This is a genomic window from Kribbella qitaiheensis (genome assembly GCF_014217565.1).
Taxonomy (GTDB): Bacteria; Actinomycetota; Actinomycetes; order Propionibacteriales; family Kribbellaceae; genus Kribbella; species Kribbella qitaiheensis_A.
The window spans coordinates 498,217-517,380 of record NZ_CP043661.1 but is presented as its reverse complement, the minus strand read 5'-3'; the positions used below and the strand labels follow the sequence as shown (position 1 = coordinate 517,380).

The window sequence follows — 19,164 nt, the reverse complement described above, 5'->3', positions numbered from 1 at the left end:
GTGAGGGTGCGGCGGTACGTGGCATGCTGCCTCAGTGACTCTGTTCCTGCACCGCGCCGAGCGCACGGATGTGCTTGCCGACGGGCTGGGTGATCTGCTCGCCGTACCTCTTGCCGATCCGTTCGCCGAGGAACTCGTGGTGGTGCCGGCCAAAGGCGTTGAGCGCTGGCTCTCGCAGCGACTCGCCCATCGCTTGGGCGCCGCTCCAGGCCAAGGCGACGGGGTGTGCGCAGGGGTCCGGTTCACGACACCGCGCTCGCTCGTATCCGCGGTACTGGGCCTCGCCGATGACGACCCGTGGGCCGCTGACGCGATGGCTTGGCCGCTGCTGGCCGTGCTCGACAGCTCTCTCGACGACGCCTGGTGCGAGCCAGTGGCCAGGCATCTCGGGCACTTCGACACCGGCGCCGAGGCCGAACTACGGCAAGGCCGCCGGTACGCCGTGGCGGCGCGGCTGGCACGCCTCTTCGCCTCGTACGCCGTCCAGCGGCCTACCCTCCTCGCGGACTGGAGCGCAGGTCGCGACACCGACGGCCGTGGCGATGCACTCGACAACGACCTGGCCTGGCAACCCGAGCTCTGGCGCCGATTGGTCGGCCGAACAGACGCTCCGCCGCCGAACACTCGCCACACCGACACTCTCGCCCGGCTTCGCGATCAGCCTGAGTCCCTCGAGCTCCCGACGCGACTCTCGCTGTTCGGACACACCCGGCTCCCGGCCACCGAGATCGAGTTGCTCACCGCCGTGGCCGAGCACCGCGACGTACACCTCTGGCTCCCCCATCCCAGCAACGCGCTCTGGGAACGTCTGAGCTCCGTCGGTACTGCCGCAGGCGACCGGGCCGCCGACACGAGCTATCAGCAGGCCGACCACCCGCTCCTGGCCACGCTCGGGCGGGACAGTCGTGAGCTGCAGCTAGCTCTCGCCACTGCGCCGGCAACTGATCGACACATTCCTTCTCCAACAGCACCCGACACACTTCTCGGCTGGCTGCAGCACGACCTGCGCGGCAACCTCATCGCTTCCGAAGGTCGCCACCTGGCTGCGGACGACCGCAGCGTGCAGGTGCACGCCTGTCACGGCGTCGCGCGGCAGGTCGACGTACTGCGGGAAGTACTGCTCGGGATGCTCCAGGCCGACCCGACATTGGAGCCTCGCGACATCCTCGTCATGTGCCCCGACATCGAGACGTACGCGCCGTTGATCAGCGCTCGCTTCGGCCTCGGAGACCTTCACGATCACGGCCACCCGGCACATCGGTTGCGGGTGCAACTGGCCGACCGATCACTCACCCAGACCAATCCCCTGCTCGGGGTCGCATCCCAGCTGCTCGGGATCGCGGGCAGCAGAGCCACCGCCAGCCAGATCCTCGACCTCGCCCAGACAGACCCGGTACGCCGTCGCTTCCGGTTCACCGACGACGACCTGGACACGATCACGGCCTGGGTCCGCGAGTCGGGAGTCCGCTGGGCGTTCGACCAGCACCACCGCGAACCGTTCGGCCTGGCCGGCTATCAGCAGAACACCTGGCGGTTCGGCCTGGACCGGATCCTGGCCGGCGTGACGATGTCCGCCGACTCGCACGCCTGGATCAACACGACGCTGCCACTCGACGACGTGGGCAGTACCCGGATCGAGCTGACCGGCCGGTTCGCGGAGTTCGTCGATCGGTTGCGGACGGCAACCGATCGGCTCGACGGCACGCGTCCGCTCGCGGCGTGGCTCGATGCGCTGCGCGAAGGGATCGATCAGCTGACCCGGGTGGTCCCCGACGACAGCTGGCAGGTCGGCCAGGTGCACCGCGAGTTCGCCGAGGTCGCCGCCGATGCCGGCCCACTGGCCGAGACCTCGCTGCGGCTGCCCGATGTCCGTGCGCTCTTGTCCAGCCACCTGGCCGGGCGGCCGACCCGCGCCAACTTCCGTACCGGCACGCTGACCGTCTGCACGATGGTGCCGATGCGCTCGGTCCCCCACCGCGTCGTGTGTCTGCTGGGCCTCGACGACGGTGTGTTCCCGCGGTTCGGCCTGGCCGACGGCGATGACGTACTGGCCAGGACTCCGATGACGGGCGAGCGCGACGTACGCAGTGAGGATCGCCAACTGCTGCTCGACGCGCTGCTCGCCGCGACCGAGTCCCTGGTGATCACCTATACCGGCGCCAACGAATACTCGGGTCAGCCGCGGCCGCCCGCAGTACCGCTCGGCGAGCTCCTTGACGTTCTTGACCGCACCACCATGACAGCGGTCCGGGAGGCCGTCCTGATCAAGCACCCGCTCCAGCCCTTCGACCGCAAGAACCTCGAAGCCGGCCGGCTCGGCACCCCGGGACCGTTCACGTTCGACCCGACCGTCCTGGTAGCGGCACGAGCCGCCGCTGGATCCCGGCCGTCAAGGCCCGAGTTCCAGGCCGGGCAGCTGCCGTCGGCCAGGACGGAGGACATCGCGTTGGCCGATCTGCTGGCGTTCTTCCGGCATCCGGTGAAGGGGTACTTCCGGGCGCTCGACCTGACCCTGCCCTGGGAGGTCGACGGCGTGTCGGACGTGATGCCGGTGGAGATCGACAACCTGGAGAAGTGGTCGGTCGGAGACCGGATGCTGCGCGACATGCTGGCCGGCGTCAATCCGAACGACGCCCTCCAAGCAGAGTGGCGGCGAGGCACCCTGCCACCGGGGAGACTCGGTTGGCGGACCGCGACCGAGGTCCGCGATGAAGCCAGACAGATCGCGATCAGTGCGCATCCTCATCGGCAGGTGGGCGCCAGGGCCTTCGATCTGGACGTCGATCTCGGCGGTGGCCGAAGACTGACCGGCACCGTGCCGAGCGTGTACGCCTATCGGCTGGTCTCGGTCGGCTTCTCCCGCCTCGACGCCAAACAGTTGTTGTCCTCCTGGATCCTGCTGCTCGCCCTGTCCGCCCACGACGAGGACCACAACTGGACAGCTCTGGCGATCGGCCGGGGACGCAACCCCAGCAGCCCGGCGAGCCGGCTGTTCGGTCCGGTCGGGCCGCAAGCCCGGGCGTTGCTTGCCGACCTCACAGCGATCTACGACGCCGGCCGTCGGGAACCGCTTCCGCTTCCGCTCAAGACCTCGTTCGCCTGGTGCCAGGCACGCCGTACCGACGACGACCCGATGACGGCTGCCGAGCGTCGCTGGCGCCCGACCAAGTTCGACGGCGAGAACGCCGACCCCGCCCACGTCCGTATCTGGGGCCCGCATGCCCGGCTGGACGTCCTGACGGCCCCGACACGTCCCGGTGAAGAACGCCCCGGCGAGCCGACGCGACTCGGCGCGTACGCGGCCCGGCTCTGGGAACCGATGCTTCGCTTCGAGCAGGGAGCGACGTGATGGAGGCCTTCGACCTGCTCGGTGAACTGCCGACGGGAACCATCGTGCTGGAGGCGAGTGCCGGCACGGGCAAGACCTATGCCCTGGCCGGGCTGGTCACCCGCTTCGTGGCGGAGGGCCGGGCCAGGCTCGACGAGATGCTGCTGATCACCTTCGGCCGCGCGGCCAGCCAGGAACTCCGCGAACGCGTGCGCTCACAACTGTTGCAAGCCGAGCTCGCACTGGCCGATCCCGACCGTTGGCGTGACGACCAGGGTCTACTCGGCCACCTCGTCCAGGGCAGCGCCGACGACATCGCCGTACGGCACTTGCGCCTTCGCGACGCCTTGGCCAACTTCGATGCGGCCACCATCGCCACGACGCACCAGTTCTGCCAGCTCGTACTGCGCTCGCTCGGCGTCGCAGGTGACACCGACGCAGGGGTCACCCTGGTCGACGACCTGAGGGCGCTCGTCACCGAGGTGGTCGACGACCTGTATCTCAATCTCTTCGGGGGTTCGGCGGACAAGCCGCCCATCACGCGCGGCACCGCTCTCGAGATCGCCCTCAAAGCGGTCGCCAACCCGCACACCCGGCTGGTACCCGAGAAGTACGCCGAGGCCTCACCCGAGGGCGTCCGCGTCGAGTTCGCGCAAGCCGTCCGGGCCGAGCTGGAGCGGCGCAAACGCCGTCTCGGCATTCTCGGCTACGACGACCTGCTCACCCGTCTCGCCGCTGCCCTGGAAGAACCCGACGCCCCGGCCCGACTGCGGATGCAGCGTCGCTGGTCGGTGGTGATGGTCGACGAGTTCCAGGACACCGATCCGGTGCAGTGGAAGGTGATCGACGCCGCGTTCAACGGTCACAGCACCCTGGTGCTGATCGGCGACCCCAAACAGGCCATCTATGCCTTCCGCGGTGGTGACATCGCGACGTACCTCGCGGCCGCCGCGACCGCGGGCCAAAGGCGCACCCTCGGTACCAACTGGCGCAGCGACCAGCCGCTGGTCGACTGCCTGCAGGTCGTGCTGGGCGGCGCCCGACTTGGCCATCAGGACATCGTCGTTCACCCGGTCGCCGCCCACCACCAGGGCAGCCGGCTCACCGGAGCGCCGTCGGACGCGCCTTTCCGGCTCCGGGTCGCGCGACGGGAGCAGTTCGGCTCGAGCAGGCGCAAGAGCATCCCGATGGATGATCTTCGCGACCACATCGCTCGCGATCTGGCCGGCGACATCAGCCGTCTACTGGCCGCCGACGCGACGTACGCCGGTCAACCGTTCCGCGCCGGTGACATCGCGGTGATCGTCGAGACGCACAAGGACGCGCGGGTGTGCCGGGAGGAACTCGCCCGGGCGGGCATCCCGGCCGTCTACTCCGGTGACCTCGACATCTTCGCGTCGCAGGCCGCCCAGGACTGGCTTCGCCTGCTCGAGGCATTCGAGCAACCGCATCGATCCGGCCTGGTCCGGGCCGCGGCCACCACGATGTTCTTCGGCGAGACCGCGACGAGCTTGTACGCCGGCGGCGAGGAGCTCACCGACCGGACTGGGCAGACCTTGCGGGCCTGGGCAGACCGCCTGCGAACCAGTGGAGTGGCGGCGGTCTTCGAGGCAGCGCAGGTCAATGGCATGACCGAGCGCGTACTGGCTTGGCGCAACGGCGAGCGGGACATGACCGACCTCGCGCATCTGGCAGAGCTGCTGCACGAGACCGCGCATCGGGAAGGGTTCGGGCTGCCTGCCCTGCTCGACTGGCTACGCGAGGAGTGCGCCGGCCGGGGCCGCACGACGGAGCGAACCCGTCGGCTCGACAGCGACGCCGCCGCCGTACAGATCATGACTGTGTGGGTCAGCAAGGGCCTGCAGTACCCGGTCGTCTATCTGCCCTTCGCGTTCAACCGTCACGTCGTCGAGGACACCGAGCTGATTCTCTTCCACGAGGACGGCGAGCGGTGTCTCGACCTCGGCGGCAAGGGGCACCGTGGCCACAAAGCCAACCAGCGACAGTGGCGGGCCGAGGAGGCCGGTGACGACATCCGGCTGACCTATGTCGCGCTGACCCGTGCCCAGTCACAGGTCGTGGCCTGGTGGGCGCCGTCGTGGGACGAGGTCAACGGAGGAATCTCCCGGCTGCTGCGCACCCGCAAGCAGGGCGAACCGGTCGTGCCCGACACCCTGGAAAGAGCAGCGTCCGACGACGATGTACTGGTCTGGCTGCGGCGCTGGCAGCAGGCCGGCGGCCCCGTGATCGAGGAATCGCTGATCGCAGAGCATGTCGAGCCCGTACCTGAGGAGTTGCCCGGCGGACTCGCGGTCGGAACCTTCTCCCGTGAGGTCGACATCGCCTGGCGCCGTACGTCGTACTCGGGACTGATCCGGGCGGCTGACCAGCAGGCGAGCGGTGTGGTCAGCGAGCAGGAGGAAAGCCAACTGGAGGACGAGTCTGTAGATCCGGTACCAGCACCTGGGGCCGCTCAGACCGATGCACTGCCGTCTCCGATGGACGGTCTGCCGGCGGGAGCCACGTTCGGATCACTCGTGCATGCCGTGCTCGAAGAGGCGGACCCCCAATCGCCCGATCTGCACGCCGAGCTGGCCGGAAGGGTCCGCGAGCAGTTGCGATTCTGGCGAGTCGACGTGACCCCCGATGCGCTGGCCACGGCGATGCTGCCACTTCACAGCACCCCCCTCGGTCCGCTCGTTCCGGGGCTGACCCTGGGCGATCTGGGCCGAGCCGACCGGCTCCGAGAGCTCGACTTCGAGATCCCGTTGGCCGGGGGCGATCACGCGGTGGCGACCGACGTACAGCTGGCCCAGTTGGCGCCGCTGCTGCGCACCCACCTGTCAGCCGACGACCCGCTCCTTGCGTACGCCGACCGGCTCGAACAGCCACTGCTCGGCCGACAGAGCCTGCGAGGCTACCTGTCCGGGTCGATCGACGTCGTACTGCGTGTCCCTCATGGCGGGAGCCATCGGTTCGTGGTGGTCGACTACAAGACCAACCGGCTCGGCGATCCAGAGGAACCCGCCACCTCCGCGGAGTACGGGCAGGATCAGCTGGGCGCCGCGATGCTGCACTCCGACTATCCCTTGCAGGCGATGCTCTACTCGGTGGTGCTGCACCGATACCTCCGCTGGCGGCTCCCGGACTATGACCCCGAAGTACATCTCGGTGGGGTGATCTACCTCTATCTGCGCGGCATGTGCGGACCGGACACACCTCTGGTAGATGGGCACCCAGCAGGGGTGTTCAGTTGGCCGATGCCCGCGGCACTAGTGCTGGCACTGTCCGATCTGCTCGATGGGAGGGCGACATGACCACGACAGTCGACGAGTTCGACTCCACACTCGCGCTCACCGCCACCGGGATCCTGCGTGACTTCAACATGGCCGGCGTGATTCTGGCCGCCGACGTCCATGTCGCCTCCCGACTCACAGCCTTGCTTGCTGAGAGCAACGAATCCGTGGCGCTCGCCTGCGCATTGGTGGCGCGAGCCGTCCGGGCCGGATCCATCTGCCTCGACCTCGCCGAGGTCCGTGACGAAGTCGGCGAGGACGGCGAAGAGCTGGCCTGGCCCGCCTTGGACGAATGGCTCGCGGCTCTTGCCGTCAGTCCCCTGCTCGCCGATCCGCGCCCGCTCCACCTCGAGGACACCCGCCTGTACTTCGATCGCTACTGGCGGGAGGAGGAACAAGTCGAGCAGGACCTTCGCCGCCGAGCCGGCCGAACCGCACCAGAGATCGCCGACGAAAGAGCTTTGCTTGCAGGACTTGACCGGCTCTTCCCCGGTACTGCGTACGTCGAGCAGCGCAACGCAGCAGAGACTGCGGCGCGGCAATGGACGACGGTTCTGACGGGTGGTCCAGGCACGGGCAAGACCACCACTGTCGCCGGCCTGCTGGCTGTCCTCGCGGAACAGGCGGAGATCGCCGGGGACCGCCGTCCCTGGATCGCACTCACCGCACCAACCGGCAAGGCCGCGGGTCGTCTTGAAGAGGCGGTCCGGCGCGAGATGACCCAACGCCTTGATGCGAAAGACACTGAAAGGCTGGGCGACTTCCACGCCCGGACCCTGCACATGCTGCTCGGTGGCCGCCCCGACTCGTCGACCCGATTCCGCCACGACCGGGACAACCGGCTGCCGCACGACATCATCGTCGTCGACGAGACCTCGATGGTCTCGCTGACGATGATGGCGCGGCTGCTGGAAGCCGTCCGGCCCGAGGCCCGGCTGATACTGGTCGGCGACCCCGACCAACTGGCCTCCATCGAGGCAGGGGCGGTACTCGCCGACCTCGTCGACGGCCTGGTCGGTGGCGGACACATCGAAGCGGCCGAGCTTCGCACCTCTCACCGTTTCGGCAGCGAGATCGGCGACCTGGCACTGGCCGTCCGGGAAGACCGCCCCGAAGACGTTCTCGCCGTACTGCGCAGCGGCGGTGACCGGGTGCGCTTCATCGAGGACGACGACCCTCGCGAAGCCCTCCGGTCCGCCCTGCTTCCCGACGTACTCGCAATCCGGCAAGCCGCCGAAGCGGGCGATACCGACGCCGCCCTGGAAGCGCTGGACCGCCACCGCCTGCTGTGCGCCCACAGGGAAGGCCCCTGGGGCGTCAACTACTGGAACCGGACAGTCGAGCGCTGGATCACCGAAGAAACCGAAGACCCGCTCTGGGACACCTGGTACGTCGGCCGACCGGTGCTCGTGACCGCCAACGACTACGCCCTCGGCATCTACAACGGCGACGTCGGAGTGACGATCCGACTCCCCAACGGCTCCTTGCGAGTCTTCATCAACAGCTCCCGCGGCCGCCTCGACTTCGCCCCCAGCAGACTCGGCAACATCGAGACCCTGCACGCGATGACCATCCACAAAGCCCAAGGCAGCCAGGCCGCCGAGGTCACCGTCCTGATGCCAGGCGAAGAGTCCCGACTCCTCACCCGCGAACTCTTCTACACAGCCGTCACTCGCGCCCAGGACCGGGTACGGGTCGTCGGCACCGAGGCTGCCCTACGCCTGGCGCTGAGCCGTCGAGCACTCCGTGCGACCGGACTCCAGCAACGGTTGTCGCAGGCCACCGGCCAATAGCAGTAGCTGGGTTCTTGCACGTCCGAACAACGGGGCGAAGGATCGCCGTACGGTCGTCTGGCAGCCCGTAAGTAACACGGCGTCTCGGCCAGGCTGATCGAGCTGGCCGGGGGTAGGTCAGGCGGAGGTGGCGATTCCGAGATTGAGCGCCCCCATCGGCTTGGGCGCCCCCTCCTCGTAGAACTGGTCGAGCTCGACGATGTCGAACCCGGCAGCTCGTACGGCGTCGTCGATTCTCCTGGTCAGATGACAGCCGCCGAACAGCCGCTTGTTCATCGGCTCCAACCGGTGCTGCCAGCGCACCACCGATTCGTCGGGCGCATACCCGTGCTCCAGGAAGTGCAGCGTGCCACCCGGCCGCAGTACGCGCCGCAGCTCGAACAACGCAGCGTCGAGGTCGGGGATCGTGCACATGGTCCAGGTCGACAGGGCAGCGTCGAAAGTGTCATCAGGGAATGGGAGCACTTGCCCGTCGAGGCCCGATCGCCGCACCGGCACGCCACTGTCTGCCAACCGCTTCGCCGCGAGCTTCCAGGCCAGATCCGCGGGCTCGACCGCCGCGACGCCAGTGACCGCCGCGGGGTAGAACGGAACGTTGTGCCCGGTCCCGAAGCCGATCTCGACCACCTCGCCGGCCAGCCCGGCGCAGACGCGCTCACGGTTCGGCCGCGCCGACTTGACGCCGCACGCAACATTGATCAGCCGCGGCAGCACCGCATTCCTGTAAATGCCCATCGTCTCCGCTCAGCTCCCCCAATGACTTACCTCTGATAGGACGCCGACAACACTCGTCTTGTCAAGGAAGCTCCTCGACCATGGCGCGGGATGGTGGGTCGTTGCTTTGGGCTACTCGCCTGTGGGGATGTACGTGGGCAGGGATCATGCCCGGCACCCCGACCTGCTGCTGGGAACTGTGCGTCCGGCGCGATGCGGATGGACTACGCGATGCTGTCCCGGTTGCATCTGCAGTCGACCTCGGACCAGCAGGACCCATTGCTGTACGCAACGATCGCGGCGGCGGCACCTGCCTCCGTCCTTCCCGAACAGGCCGGCAACTGGGCCTATCCGCGGAACGGCACGTCCCGCGAAGAGTTCACCTTCTGCTTGGTGAACGGCATCCTCGGCCGAATGTACCTGTCCGGCCACCTGAACAGGATGACCGCCGACGAACTCGAACTCGTCCGATCGGCCCTGGCGGCCCACCGCGCCATCCTGCCGGAACTCGAACACACCACGCCGTTCTGGCCAGTCGGACTACGCACTGGACCGACGAACGGGTCGCACTCGGCCTGGCCGGCCCAACCCCCGCTACCTAACCCTCTGGCACCGCTCCGGAGACCAGACCCAGATCACCTTCCAGCTCCCCACAGGCACGATCGCCCCGCTCTTCCCAGCCTCCCTCGACGGCTGGTCCCTCACCTGGTACGACGACCTACTAACCGTCACAGCACCATCCGGCGAACCATCAGCCCGAGTCCTCAAACTCACCTAGCCCCGAGCCCTACTGGGCCTGGACCTACTTCGCGTGGTGGCGGATCTCGTGGAGGTTGTTGGCGATCAGCTAGCCGGCTCGGTGGGTACGACTCGGCGCCAGCCGTTGAGGACGAGGGTGGGGGTCATGCCGACTGACGTGTAGAGGCCGAGTGCCGGGGTCGGGTTGTTGGTGTCGACGTTAAGGATCGTGCCGGTTCGACCGGCGGCCGCGTCGGCGGCGAAGGAGTCTTGGAGGAGGAATTTCGCCAATCCCCTCCCCCGGAATTCTTCGACTACGCCGAGCATGCCGACGTAGCCACAGTTGTCGGACTCGATGAAATCGTCGAAGCACGTGCGTACGGCAACTGCCCGCCCGTCGATCTCTAGCAGAATCAGCTGTGACCAGGCGAACATAGAGCTCGCCTCGAGCGCCTCGACCCACTCGTCGTGCGGGCGAGGGACGAAGCCGAACTGGCCGCGGAAGCTGTCGATGATGACTTCGTGAGCAGCCCAGCGGGTGGCGTCGTCATGCGCGCCGCGGCGTACTACGACGCCCGCGGGTGGGTTGGGCGCGGCGACGGGTCCGGTGTGGTCGAGCCGCATCCGGTGGTACGTCGTACAGGCAGTGATGTCGTTGTCCGCCAGCAGAGCGGCCAGCGACTCGTCGGCCCGGTAGCTCCAGAGATCGACGGTGATCTCGGGATGGCCGCGATCGCGTCCCATCTCCCGGGCGCGGCACATCGCCCGGTCGAACAGCCAGGCGGCCACCGACGGGTCCTGCGAGGTCACCTCGATGCCGATCACCTGGAGGTCACCCTTGCCGAACGCCGACGCGTACCCCGCCAGCACCCCGTCCCCAGTGAGCACCAGCCAGCTATCGGTCACATGGTCGATGCCGGGCTCGACAAGGCTGTCGGCAACGGCTTCCAGCGTGCAGTCGGCGAATCCGACCACCGCCGTGTTGTAAGCCGAGAGCAGTCCGAAGAGCGACTCGGCATCACGAGGCTCAGCAGGACGCACGGTGTAGCCGTCGGGCAGTACAGCAGCGGTGCGGATCGGTAGGCGAACATGGGCAGGACTGATGGTGTGAGAATTCACGTTGCCCCCCTCAGGACACCTACTAGATGCGCCCGCGGTGATCAAAGTTATCGATCGGCCGGGAAACCGTCAGGCGGATTTCAGCTCGCGCCGGAGCAGGCGGACCAGGCCGAAGGCGAAGGGACCCTCGAGGTACCCGCAGCATCCGTGACGATCCGCACCTGCGCCGCCGGTCGGCTGCGGCGCGCTTCACCCTGCCCCGTCGAGTAGAAGACACGTGACCACGCCCCGTCCGGGCCGTGAAAGGTGCAGACCTCCGTCGCGGTCTCCCAGATGGCGCCGTCGACCTCGACCAACCGACCTTCGCCAAGGCGAACACGCTCGACCGGCGCGACGATCCGCACCCGCTCCGGGCCGTACTTGTACGATCCGGAGCGGCCGGTGAAGACGATCTCGACCCGCCCGTCCACCTTCTGTACGTACCTGGCGACCTCGCGTGTCTTGTCGGCGAAGCGCCCCGTCACCCGATCGGCAACCAGAACGGCCACAAGTCGAGCATCAATCACGGCGTCCCCTCAACGAGCTCGGATTCTGATGGAATCGTTGCCACCTCACCTCGAAGCGCTTGCCCCTCCCCCGACGTCGCCACCTCACCTACCAGCAACTACTCACTGTAGTGAGAGTTTTACCGCTTCAGCGGGCAATGCGTGTCGCTCGCAGACGAGGTCTCCGGGGCCAGCCGAGGGTGGGTTGGACGCATCGCCTCGGGGCAGGTGGGCGCCTAGGGGGATCCGGCCCGGACGCCGCTACTGTCGGGAGATGAGCGAACTCGTAGTGGACGCACCGATCGTGGCCGTGGTGGTCTATCCCGACCGGGCCCGGATCACCCGGCGAGGCAGGATCAGCGCGCCGGCCGGCGACCAGACCGTGTACGTCGAGTCGCTGCCCCTTGCCTTGCAGGAAGACTCTGTCCGGGTCTCCGGCCGCGGACCGGCCACTGTGCTCGGCGTGGACGTGGCAATGCGGCATCATCCGCAGGCGCCGGACGAAACCGTGGCCGAGCTGACGCGCCAACGCGTCGAGGCCCAGGCCGAGGTCGACGAGTTGACCGATGCCGATGAGGTCCAGGTCCAGCTCGACAAGTTCCTGGCACAGTTGGGCCGACGGGCCGGCGGCACCTTCGCCCGGACCCTTGCAGCCGGCGAGGCGAGCCTCGACCTGGGTGAGTTCACCGAGTCGCTGGCCGGCCGGCTGTCCGCCGTACGGGCGAAGCGCCGGGGGCTGGCCAAGCAGCGGGACGAGGCCGAGGAACGCCTTGCGGCTGCCGACCGCCGGCTTGCCGCGATCGCGGCGCAACGCTCTCCCGACCGCCGCTCGGCTGCTGTCGGGTTGGCTCTGGAATCCGAGGCGGAGGTGGAGATCGAGCTTTCGTACGTCGTGCCTGGCGCCGGCTGGACCAGCTCGTACGACGTCCGTCTCACGGGTGACCAGTTGACCCTCAGCTGGTACGGCCTGATCACCCAGCACACCGGCGAGGACTGGCCGGAGTGCGACCTCACCCTGTCGACCGCGCGCCCGATGGTGACCGCGAAGGTGCCCGAGCTAGACCCCTGGTACCTCGATCGCTACCACCCGCCGGTACCGGTCGCGCCGGCCGGCGCCCCGCTGAGTCGTGACGTTGCCAGACCGGCCTCGTTCGGCGCGCAGAGCCTTGAGTCAGTTGCGGCACCCCCCTTCGCCGACCTGGTCGCGACTGTCGAACAGGGCATCACAGCAGCGACCTACAGCCCGCCGCGACCGGTTGCCGTGCCCGCGGACGGAGCCTCACACCGTACGACGATCGCGTCCGTCGACCTCGACACCGAGCTGGACTACATCACCGCGCCGGTCCGGTCGGCCGACGTCCATCTGCGGGCCACGGTGGTGAACTCGTCAACGCACACGCTGCCCGCCGGAAGGGCCGCTGTCTTCCACGAGGCGGACTTCGTCGGCTCGGCCGCGCTGCCGATGTGGGCTCCCGGCGAAGACGTCGAGCTCGCCCTCGGTCTGGACGACCGGATCCGCGTCGAGCGCGAGCTGGTACGCCGTACCGCCGGCAAGGCGACGCTCGGGTCGACCCGCCGGCGTGAGGTCGAGTACGAGACCAAGATCGAGAACCACACCCCGCGCCAGGCCCGGATCACGGTGCTCGATCAAGTGCCGGTACCACGCGACCACGAGATCACCGTCAGGCCGATCACCGCCGTACCGGAGCCGGCCGAAACCACCGACCTCGGCGTACTCACCTGGAAGCTCGAACTGGCCGCCGGGGCCGAGATCGCCATCAAGCTCGCCTTCCGGGTCGACACCGGCAAGTCCGTCGAACTCACCGGCTGGCGCGAATAGACCCAGGCGGCGGCGGACGCGAGCATCGAAAATGTGCTCGTGCCCGCCGGAGGTCGCGCGTACGCTCGTTGGCGATCAGATCTCGCGCTCAGGGGGAGACCACGGTGAGCCAGCCAGCGACCCGGTCCGACTATCCCGAGAACATCGATGCGGCCGTTCTGAAGATCGCCGGCGTGGTGGTGCTGGGCGCCATCATGTCGATCCTCGACATCACGGTGGTCAACGTCGCCCTGCCGACCTTCCAGGACGAGTTCGGCTCGGCCGACGGCCCGATCGCCTACTCCCACGTCGCCTGGACGGTCACGGCGTACACGCTCGCGCTCGCCACCGTCATCCCGCTGACCGGCTGGGCGGCCGATCGGTTCGGCACCAAGCGGCTCTACATGAGCGCGATCTTCCTCTTCACGGCCGGATCGGCTCTGTGCGCCACCGCGTCGAGCATCGACATGCTGATCGGTTTCCGTGTCCTGCAGGGGCTCGGTGGCGGCATGCTGATGCCACTCGGCATGACGATCATGACCCAGGCCGCGGGACCCCGCCGGATGGGGCGGCTGATGGCCATCCTCGGCGTACCCATGCTGCTCGGCCCGATCCTGGGGCCGATCCTGGGCGGCTGGCTGATCCAGGTGGCGAGCTGGCACTGGATCTTCCTCATCAACGTCCCGCTCGGTGCGACCGCGCTGGTCTACGCCTGGTTCGCGCTGGCGCCGGACACCGCCCACCGGTCGGAGTCGCTGGACTTCCTCGGACTGGCGCTGATGTCTCCCGGGCTCGCGCTGTTCCTCTTCGGTGTCTCCTCGCTTCCCGCCGAGGGCGGTGACTTCACCGCGCCGCGGGTGTGGATCTCGGTACTGGCCGGGGTGCTACTGATGGCGGCGTTCGTCTGGCACTCCTTCCGGCCGGCGCACCCGCTGCTCGATCTGCGGCTGTTCAGCGATCGCAACCTCACCATCTCGATCATCACGATGTTCCTGTTCGCCGCGGCCTTCTTCGGCGGGCTGCTGCTGGTGCCGACCTACTTCCAGCAGATCCGTGGCGAGTCCACGCTGCATGCGGGTCTCCTGGTGGCGCCACAGGGACTCGGCGCCATGGTGACCATGCCGATCGCCGGGCGACTGGTGGACAAGATCCCGGTGGGCCGCATCGTGCCCTTCGGGATCGGGCTGATCGTGGTGGGTATGTTCGGCCTGACCCAGATCACCGCGACCACGCCGTACCCCGTCCTGATCGCCATGCTGGTCGTGATGGGTTTCGGGATGGGCGGCACGATGATGCCGTTGTTCACGACGGCGCTGCGGACCCTGTCCGGTCCCCAGGTCGCGCGCGGGTCGACGCTGCTCAACATCAGCCAGCAGATCGCCTCGTCCTGCGGGGTCGCGACGATGTCGGTCATCCTCACCAACCAGCTCAACAACTCGCCGATCATCCCCGGTACGCAAGGCGTCCCCGGCGTGGGCGATGGACTCCGCGAGACTCAGGCCGCCATCCTCTCCAACACCCGGCCGGACAGTCTTGCGCGGCTCCACCTCGACCCCGCATCCATCGGCCGCGGACTGGTCGACGCCGCGACAGCCTTCTCCCACACCTATTGGGTCGCCTGGGCACTGGTCTGCCTCACCTTGGTGCCGGCCTTGATGCTCCCCCGCAGGCGCGAGAAGAAACCCGTCCTCCAGAGCGACGGCGTCCCACCAGCAACGGTCAACTGACCGCAGCTTGAGGCGATGGGTGTCCCTCGAAGGTACTCAAGTTATGCGCCGGTGACAGCGGGGCGCATCCGTGCGACGGTGGGTCAAGAGACGGACACAACTTAAGTAGGCGACTCGCCATGCCCGATCGGGAATCTCGTCCAGCTTCCGGGCCTCCGCCGACTGCACTCCAGATCGGGTTGAGTGCACACGACGAGATGACGATCGTCGCCCCTGTTGGGTTGCTCTCGGTCTCCACGGCGCCTCAGTTGCGAGATGCTCTGCTGAAGTGCCTTGCTGATCAGCCGCAAGCCGTTCTGGTCGACCTGGCGCGGTTACAGGTCGGCCAAGTGCACACGTTGAGCATCTTCGCCGTGGTCGCACGGCAAGCAGCGTTGTGGTCCGGGGTGCCGCTGCTGCTCGTCGCAGCTCCCGAAATGGAGCAGCGACTACGATCCCGGTCGCTCGAGCGGTACCTGCGGATCGCCTCAACGCTCGCCGAGGCCATGACCGCGGCAAGAGACCTTCCGCTCCGCCGGCTGACACTCAGGGTCTTGCCGCACGATTTGCAGAGCGCTCCGGCCGGCCGTCGCCAGGTCCGCCAGACCTGTACGACGTGGGATTGCGCGAACCTGACCCAAGACGCGACCGCAGTCAGCGAGGAGCTCGTCAGCAATGCCCTGCGGTACACCGGCGGCGACTTGATCCACCGGCTGGAGCTACGCCGCGGACTGCTCACCGTCGCCGTGACCGACCTCGCCCCAGAGCCGCCGATGCAGCTCGAAACAATCCCTAACCAGCCATCCACCAACGGATTCGGCCTTCGGATCGTCACCGCACTCTCGGCCTCCTGGGGGTGGTCACCCACCACGACCGGCGGCAAAACCGTCTGGGCCGTACTTCGCTGACCAGGCGGCCTCGACCCTGAATCGGCTTCGGGGAGGGATTCTTTCTGTGTGAAGTATGTACAGATATCGCCTCCGCTCACGCGCATCCCTTTGCCCCGCCGGGCCTACGATCGCCTAGTGGAACGACTTGAAGTCAGCGGTGGCAGAGTTCTGGAGTACTTGGTCGAGGGGCCGGCCGGTCGGCGGCCCTTGGTGATGCACCACGGCACGCCGGGTGTCGCCATGGTCCTGGGGCCCGTCGCCGAGGCGGCCGCCCGGCACGGGATGCGCTTTGTCACGCACAGTCGACCGGGCTATCGCGACAGCAGTCCGCAGCCGGGTCGCCGGGTGGCCGACGTAGCGGACGACGTCGCAGCGCTGCTCGACGCTGTCGGTGCTGATGACTTCGTCACGCTGGGATGGTCGGGTGGCGGTCCACACGCACTCGCCTGCGCGGCCTTACTTCCGGACCGATGCCGGGCTGCGGCGATCATCGCGGGCGTGGCGCCGTACGACGCCGCAGGGCTCGACTGGCTTGCCGGTATGGGCGAGGACAACCTCTCCGAATTCGGGGCTGCGGCGACCGGCAAAGAAGCACTCGACGAATTCCTCACCGCGGCGAGCGCCGGCCTGAAGGATGTCCGGCCCGACGACGTCGTCGCCGCGTTCGGCGACCTGCTGTCCGCAGTCGATCAGGCCGCCCTGAACAACGGCCTCGCGGGCTACCTGGCCGAGTCCTGTCGTGCCGCCGTCTCCTGCGGGTACGACGGCTGGCGCGACGACGACCTCGCGTTCCTCACCGACTGGGGCGTCGACCTGGCCGCCATCAAGGTGCCCGTCTCGATCTGGCAGGGCGACCAGGACCGCATGGTCCCGCGAGACCACGGGCGCTGGCTCGGTGAGCACGTCGCCGGCGCAACCACCCACCTGGTCCCCGGCGAAGGCCACCTGTCCTTGATCAGCAACATCGACACCATCGTCGCCCAACTCGCCACAGCCTGACCTCCGCCGGAAATAGTGCGGACAGCCCGTCCTGTGGTGCGAAGAGGATTGACGCATTCCGATATGGGCATATGATGGCGCCATGGCACGAGCGGCCACGACCTCGGACGCGTTCAACGCGATCGCCGAACCGCAGCGGCGGGAGATCCTGGTGCTGCTGCGGGGCGGCGAACGGCCGGTGACCGACCTGGCGCGGGACCTGGGGATGACCCAGCCGCAGGCGTCCAAGCACCTGCGGGTCCTCCGGGAGGTCGGGCTCGTGCGGGTCCGCGGGGCGGGCAAGCAGCGCCTGTACGACCTGGACGCCCGCGGGCTGCGGCCGATCCACGAGTGGGTGGGCGGCTTCGAGCGGTTCTGGAGCGAGAGCTTCGACCGGCTGGACGAGTACGTACAGGAATTGAAGCAGGCAAGGCAGGAGGGACCACACGATGACGACGACCAGTAGCGGTGGCGAGCCCGCGCAGGCGACCGCGGACCGCGAGATCGTGATCTCCCGGGTGATCGGCGCCCCGCGGGAGCTTGTGTTCGAGGCGTTCACAGGACTCCGGCACCTGTCGCGGTGGTGGGGACCGGAGGGCTTCAGCACCAAGACGCGGTCCTTCGAGTTCTGCGTCGGCGGGGTGTGGGACTTCGTGATGCACGGGCCGGACGGGACCGATTACCAGGAGTGGATCACCTGGCGGGAAATCGTCCCGCCGGAGCGGATCGCGCTGCTGCACGGCGAATCCCGCGACGACCCGAACACCTTCGAGTCGCTCCTGACCTTCGAGCCGGCCGGGGACCGGACCCGGATCGTGATGCGCACGGTGTTCCGCACCAAGGAACTACGCGACGAGGCCGCGGAGAAGTACCACGCGATCGAGGGCGGCGAGCAGACCCTGCGCAACCTGGCGGCGTACGTCGCCGAACTCACCCGGAACGGAGCGGAAAGCTGATGGCCGGAAAGGTGTTCTTCAGCGTGACGATGTCGCTGGACGGCTTCATGGCGCCGGAAGCCGTACCCGTCGAGGACGTCTTCTCGCCCGGGGGTCAGAACGACCCGAAGGTCCAGCGCTGGATGGCGAAGTGGTCGGAGCTGCAGGCGTGGCTGCTCGCGCAGCGCTGGTTCCGGGAGAACCTCAAGCTCGGAGAGGGCGGCGAGGAAGGACTCGACAACGACGTCGCCCGGGCGACGTACGAGCGGACCGGCGCGAGCGTCATGGGCAAGCGCATGTTCGAGGCCGGCGAGCTGGCCTGGCCGGAGGATGCGCCGTTCCACACCCCGGTGTTCGTCGTCACGCGCACCAAGCGTGACCCGTGGGAGCGGCCGGGCGGCACTACCTTCCACTTCGTCAACGACGGCATCGAGAGCGCACTGCTCCAGGCTCGCGAAGCCGCCGGCGACCGCGACGTGCGCATCGCCGGCGGCGCCGAGACGATTCAGGAGTACCTGGACACCGGCCTGGTCGACGAATTCTCGGTGACCCTCGCGCCCGTCCTGTTCGGCACCGGCATCCGCCTGTTCGACCGTGTGGACCCCGACCGCCTCGCCCTGGCCCAGACCCACACGGCCGCATCATCCCGGGTGACCCACCTGACCTACACCCCCGCAAAACGCTAGCCCGCGCTCCACAGCACGCGTTGCCGGCATGTCCCCGCACCGTCGGCCAGCTTTGGAATTGTGGAATTGTGGGGTGATGAGTATTGAGGTTCGACCGGCTGTGGTTTTCGAGGATGTGCGCGCCGTTCTCGGTCCGAAGTCGCCTGGGTCGAACGTGTGCTGGTGTCTTAGCTACCGGATCCCGTCCAAGCTGAACAATGAGCTGCGCGGTCCCGCCCGGGGCGAGTATGTCGCTGGACTGTGCCGAGCCGAGCTGGCTCCCGGAGTGCTTGCGTACGACGGCGATGTCCCGGTTGGGTGGGCCGCGATCGCACCACGCTCGGAGACCTCGTTCGCCCGCAACCGCAAGATCCCGCACGTCGATGATCTACCTGTCTGGTCGCTGTGGTGCGTCCGCGTACGGCCCGGGCACCGCAAGCAGGGCATCTCGCACAGCCTCATCGGCGGCGCTGTCGAGTTCGCCCGCAACCACGGCGCACCGGTGATCGAGGCGTACCCACTCGACAACGGCGACGCCAAGGTCGACCTGACGATGGCGTACGCGGGACTCCGGAAGAACTTCGATCACGCCGGCTTCACCAAGGCCGCCGACACCACCTCCGTCCTGGCCGGCCACCCTCGCATCCTCATGCGCCTCGACCTGCGTCCCGCCCCCGACGACCGCTGAGCTTCGATCG

Annotated in this window: 14 protein-coding genes; 11 read left to right on the top strand and 3 right to left on the bottom strand. The window is 68.0% G+C overall.

Going from position 1 to position 19,164, the window contains the following annotated elements:
* Window positions 1-34 precede the first annotated feature (34 nt).
* Genes recC through recD form a run of 3 tightly spaced genes read left to right on the top strand, consistent with a single transcriptional unit; the run spans window position 35 to window position 8,417 of the window.
* Complete coding sequence (gene recC, locus F1D05_RS02340; RefSeq protein WP_185445786.1) at window positions 35-3,349, top strand: exodeoxyribonuclease V subunit gamma; 3,315 nt, start codon at window positions 35-37, stop codon at window positions 3,347-3,349.
* The gene (locus F1D05_RS02335) at window positions 3,349-6,645 is read left to right on the top strand and encodes a UvrD-helicase domain-containing protein (protein WP_185445785.1); all 3,297 of its coding nucleotides are present in this window, start codon (window positions 3,349-3,351) and stop codon (window positions 6,643-6,645) included. The genes recC and F1D05_RS02335 overlap by 1 nt, the downstream gene beginning before the upstream one ends.
* Complete coding sequence (gene recD / locus F1D05_RS02330) at window positions 6,642-8,417, top strand: exodeoxyribonuclease V subunit alpha (RefSeq protein ID WP_185445784.1); 1,776 nt, start codon at window positions 6,642-6,644, stop codon at window positions 8,415-8,417. The genes F1D05_RS02335 and recD overlap by 4 nt, the downstream gene beginning before the upstream one ends.
* 117 nt (window positions 8,418-8,534) lie before the next feature.
* On the opposite strand, the gene F1D05_RS02325 is transcribed toward recD, so the two are convergent.
* The 3 genes from F1D05_RS02325 to F1D05_RS02315 all read right to left on the bottom strand — a co-directional run bounded on the left by F1D05_RS02325 (window position 8,535) and on the right by F1D05_RS02315 (window position 11,476).
* The gene (locus tag F1D05_RS02325) at window positions 8,535-9,152 is read right to left on the bottom strand and encodes a class I SAM-dependent methyltransferase (protein WP_185445783.1); all 618 of its coding nucleotides are present in this window, start codon (window positions 9,150-9,152) and stop codon (window positions 8,535-8,537) included.
* A gap of 822 nt (window positions 9,153-9,974) precedes the next feature.
* The gene (locus F1D05_RS02320) at window positions 9,975-10,988 is read right to left on the bottom strand and encodes a GNAT family N-acetyltransferase (RefSeq protein ID WP_246486375.1); all 1,014 of its coding nucleotides are present in this window, start codon (window positions 10,986-10,988) and stop codon (window positions 9,975-9,977) included.
* An 80-nt stretch (window positions 10,989-11,068) separates the two neighbouring features.
* Window positions 11,069-11,476: a hypothetical protein gene (locus tag F1D05_RS02315; RefSeq protein WP_185445782.1), complete on the bottom strand. Its 408-nt coding sequence runs from the start codon at window positions 11,474-11,476 to the stop codon at window positions 11,069-11,071.
* Window positions 11,477-11,747: 271 nt separating this feature from the next.
* Here F1D05_RS02315 and F1D05_RS02310 point away from each other — a divergent pair, with 271 nt between their 5' ends.
* The 8 genes from F1D05_RS02310 to F1D05_RS02275 all read left to right on the top strand — a co-directional run bounded on the left by F1D05_RS02310 (window position 11,748) and on the right by F1D05_RS02275 (window position 19,154).
* On the top strand, window positions 11,748-13,313 hold the full coding sequence (locus F1D05_RS02310; RefSeq protein ID WP_185445781.1) for a DUF4139 domain-containing protein: 1,566 nt from the start codon (window positions 11,748-11,750) through the stop codon (window positions 13,311-13,313).
* A gap of 104 nt (window positions 13,314-13,417) precedes the next feature.
* Window positions 13,418-15,019 (top strand): DHA2 family efflux MFS transporter permease subunit, encoded by a 1,602-nt coding sequence (locus F1D05_RS02305; protein ID WP_185445780.1) that lies wholly within the window; start codon window positions 13,418-13,420, stop codon window positions 15,017-15,019.
* 197 nt (window positions 15,020-15,216) lie between these two features.
* Complete coding sequence (locus tag F1D05_RS02300) at window positions 15,217-15,906, top strand: hypothetical protein (protein WP_185445779.1); 690 nt, start codon at window positions 15,217-15,219, stop codon at window positions 15,904-15,906.
* 117 nt (window positions 15,907-16,023) lie between these two features.
* A complete protein-coding gene (locus F1D05_RS02295) occupies window positions 16,024-16,887 on the top strand; it encodes an alpha/beta fold hydrolase (RefSeq protein WP_185445778.1) in 864 nt (287 codons plus the stop codon).
* Window positions 16,888-16,969: 82 nt separating this feature from the next.
* Window positions 16,970-17,332 carry an ArsR/SmtB family transcription factor gene (locus tag F1D05_RS02290; protein WP_185445777.1) on the top strand — a complete coding sequence of 121 codons (363 nt, stop codon included), beginning with the start codon at window positions 16,970-16,972 and terminating at the stop codon, window positions 17,330-17,332.
* A complete protein-coding gene (locus tag F1D05_RS02285) occupies window positions 17,316-17,822 on the top strand; it encodes an SRPBCC family protein (protein WP_185445776.1) in 507 nt (168 codons plus the stop codon). The genes F1D05_RS02290 and F1D05_RS02285 overlap by 17 nt, the downstream gene beginning before the upstream one ends.
* Window positions 17,822-18,487, top strand: a complete 666-nt coding sequence (locus tag F1D05_RS02280) for a dihydrofolate reductase family protein (protein ID WP_185445775.1) — start codon at window positions 17,822-17,824, stop codon at window positions 18,485-18,487. The genes F1D05_RS02285 and F1D05_RS02280 overlap by 1 nt, the downstream gene beginning before the upstream one ends.
* A gap of 76 nt (window positions 18,488-18,563) precedes the next feature.
* A complete protein-coding gene (locus F1D05_RS02275; RefSeq protein ID WP_185445774.1) occupies window positions 18,564-19,154 on the top strand; it encodes a GNAT family N-acetyltransferase in 591 nt (196 codons plus the stop codon).
* Window positions 19,155-19,164: the final 10 nt, after the last annotated feature.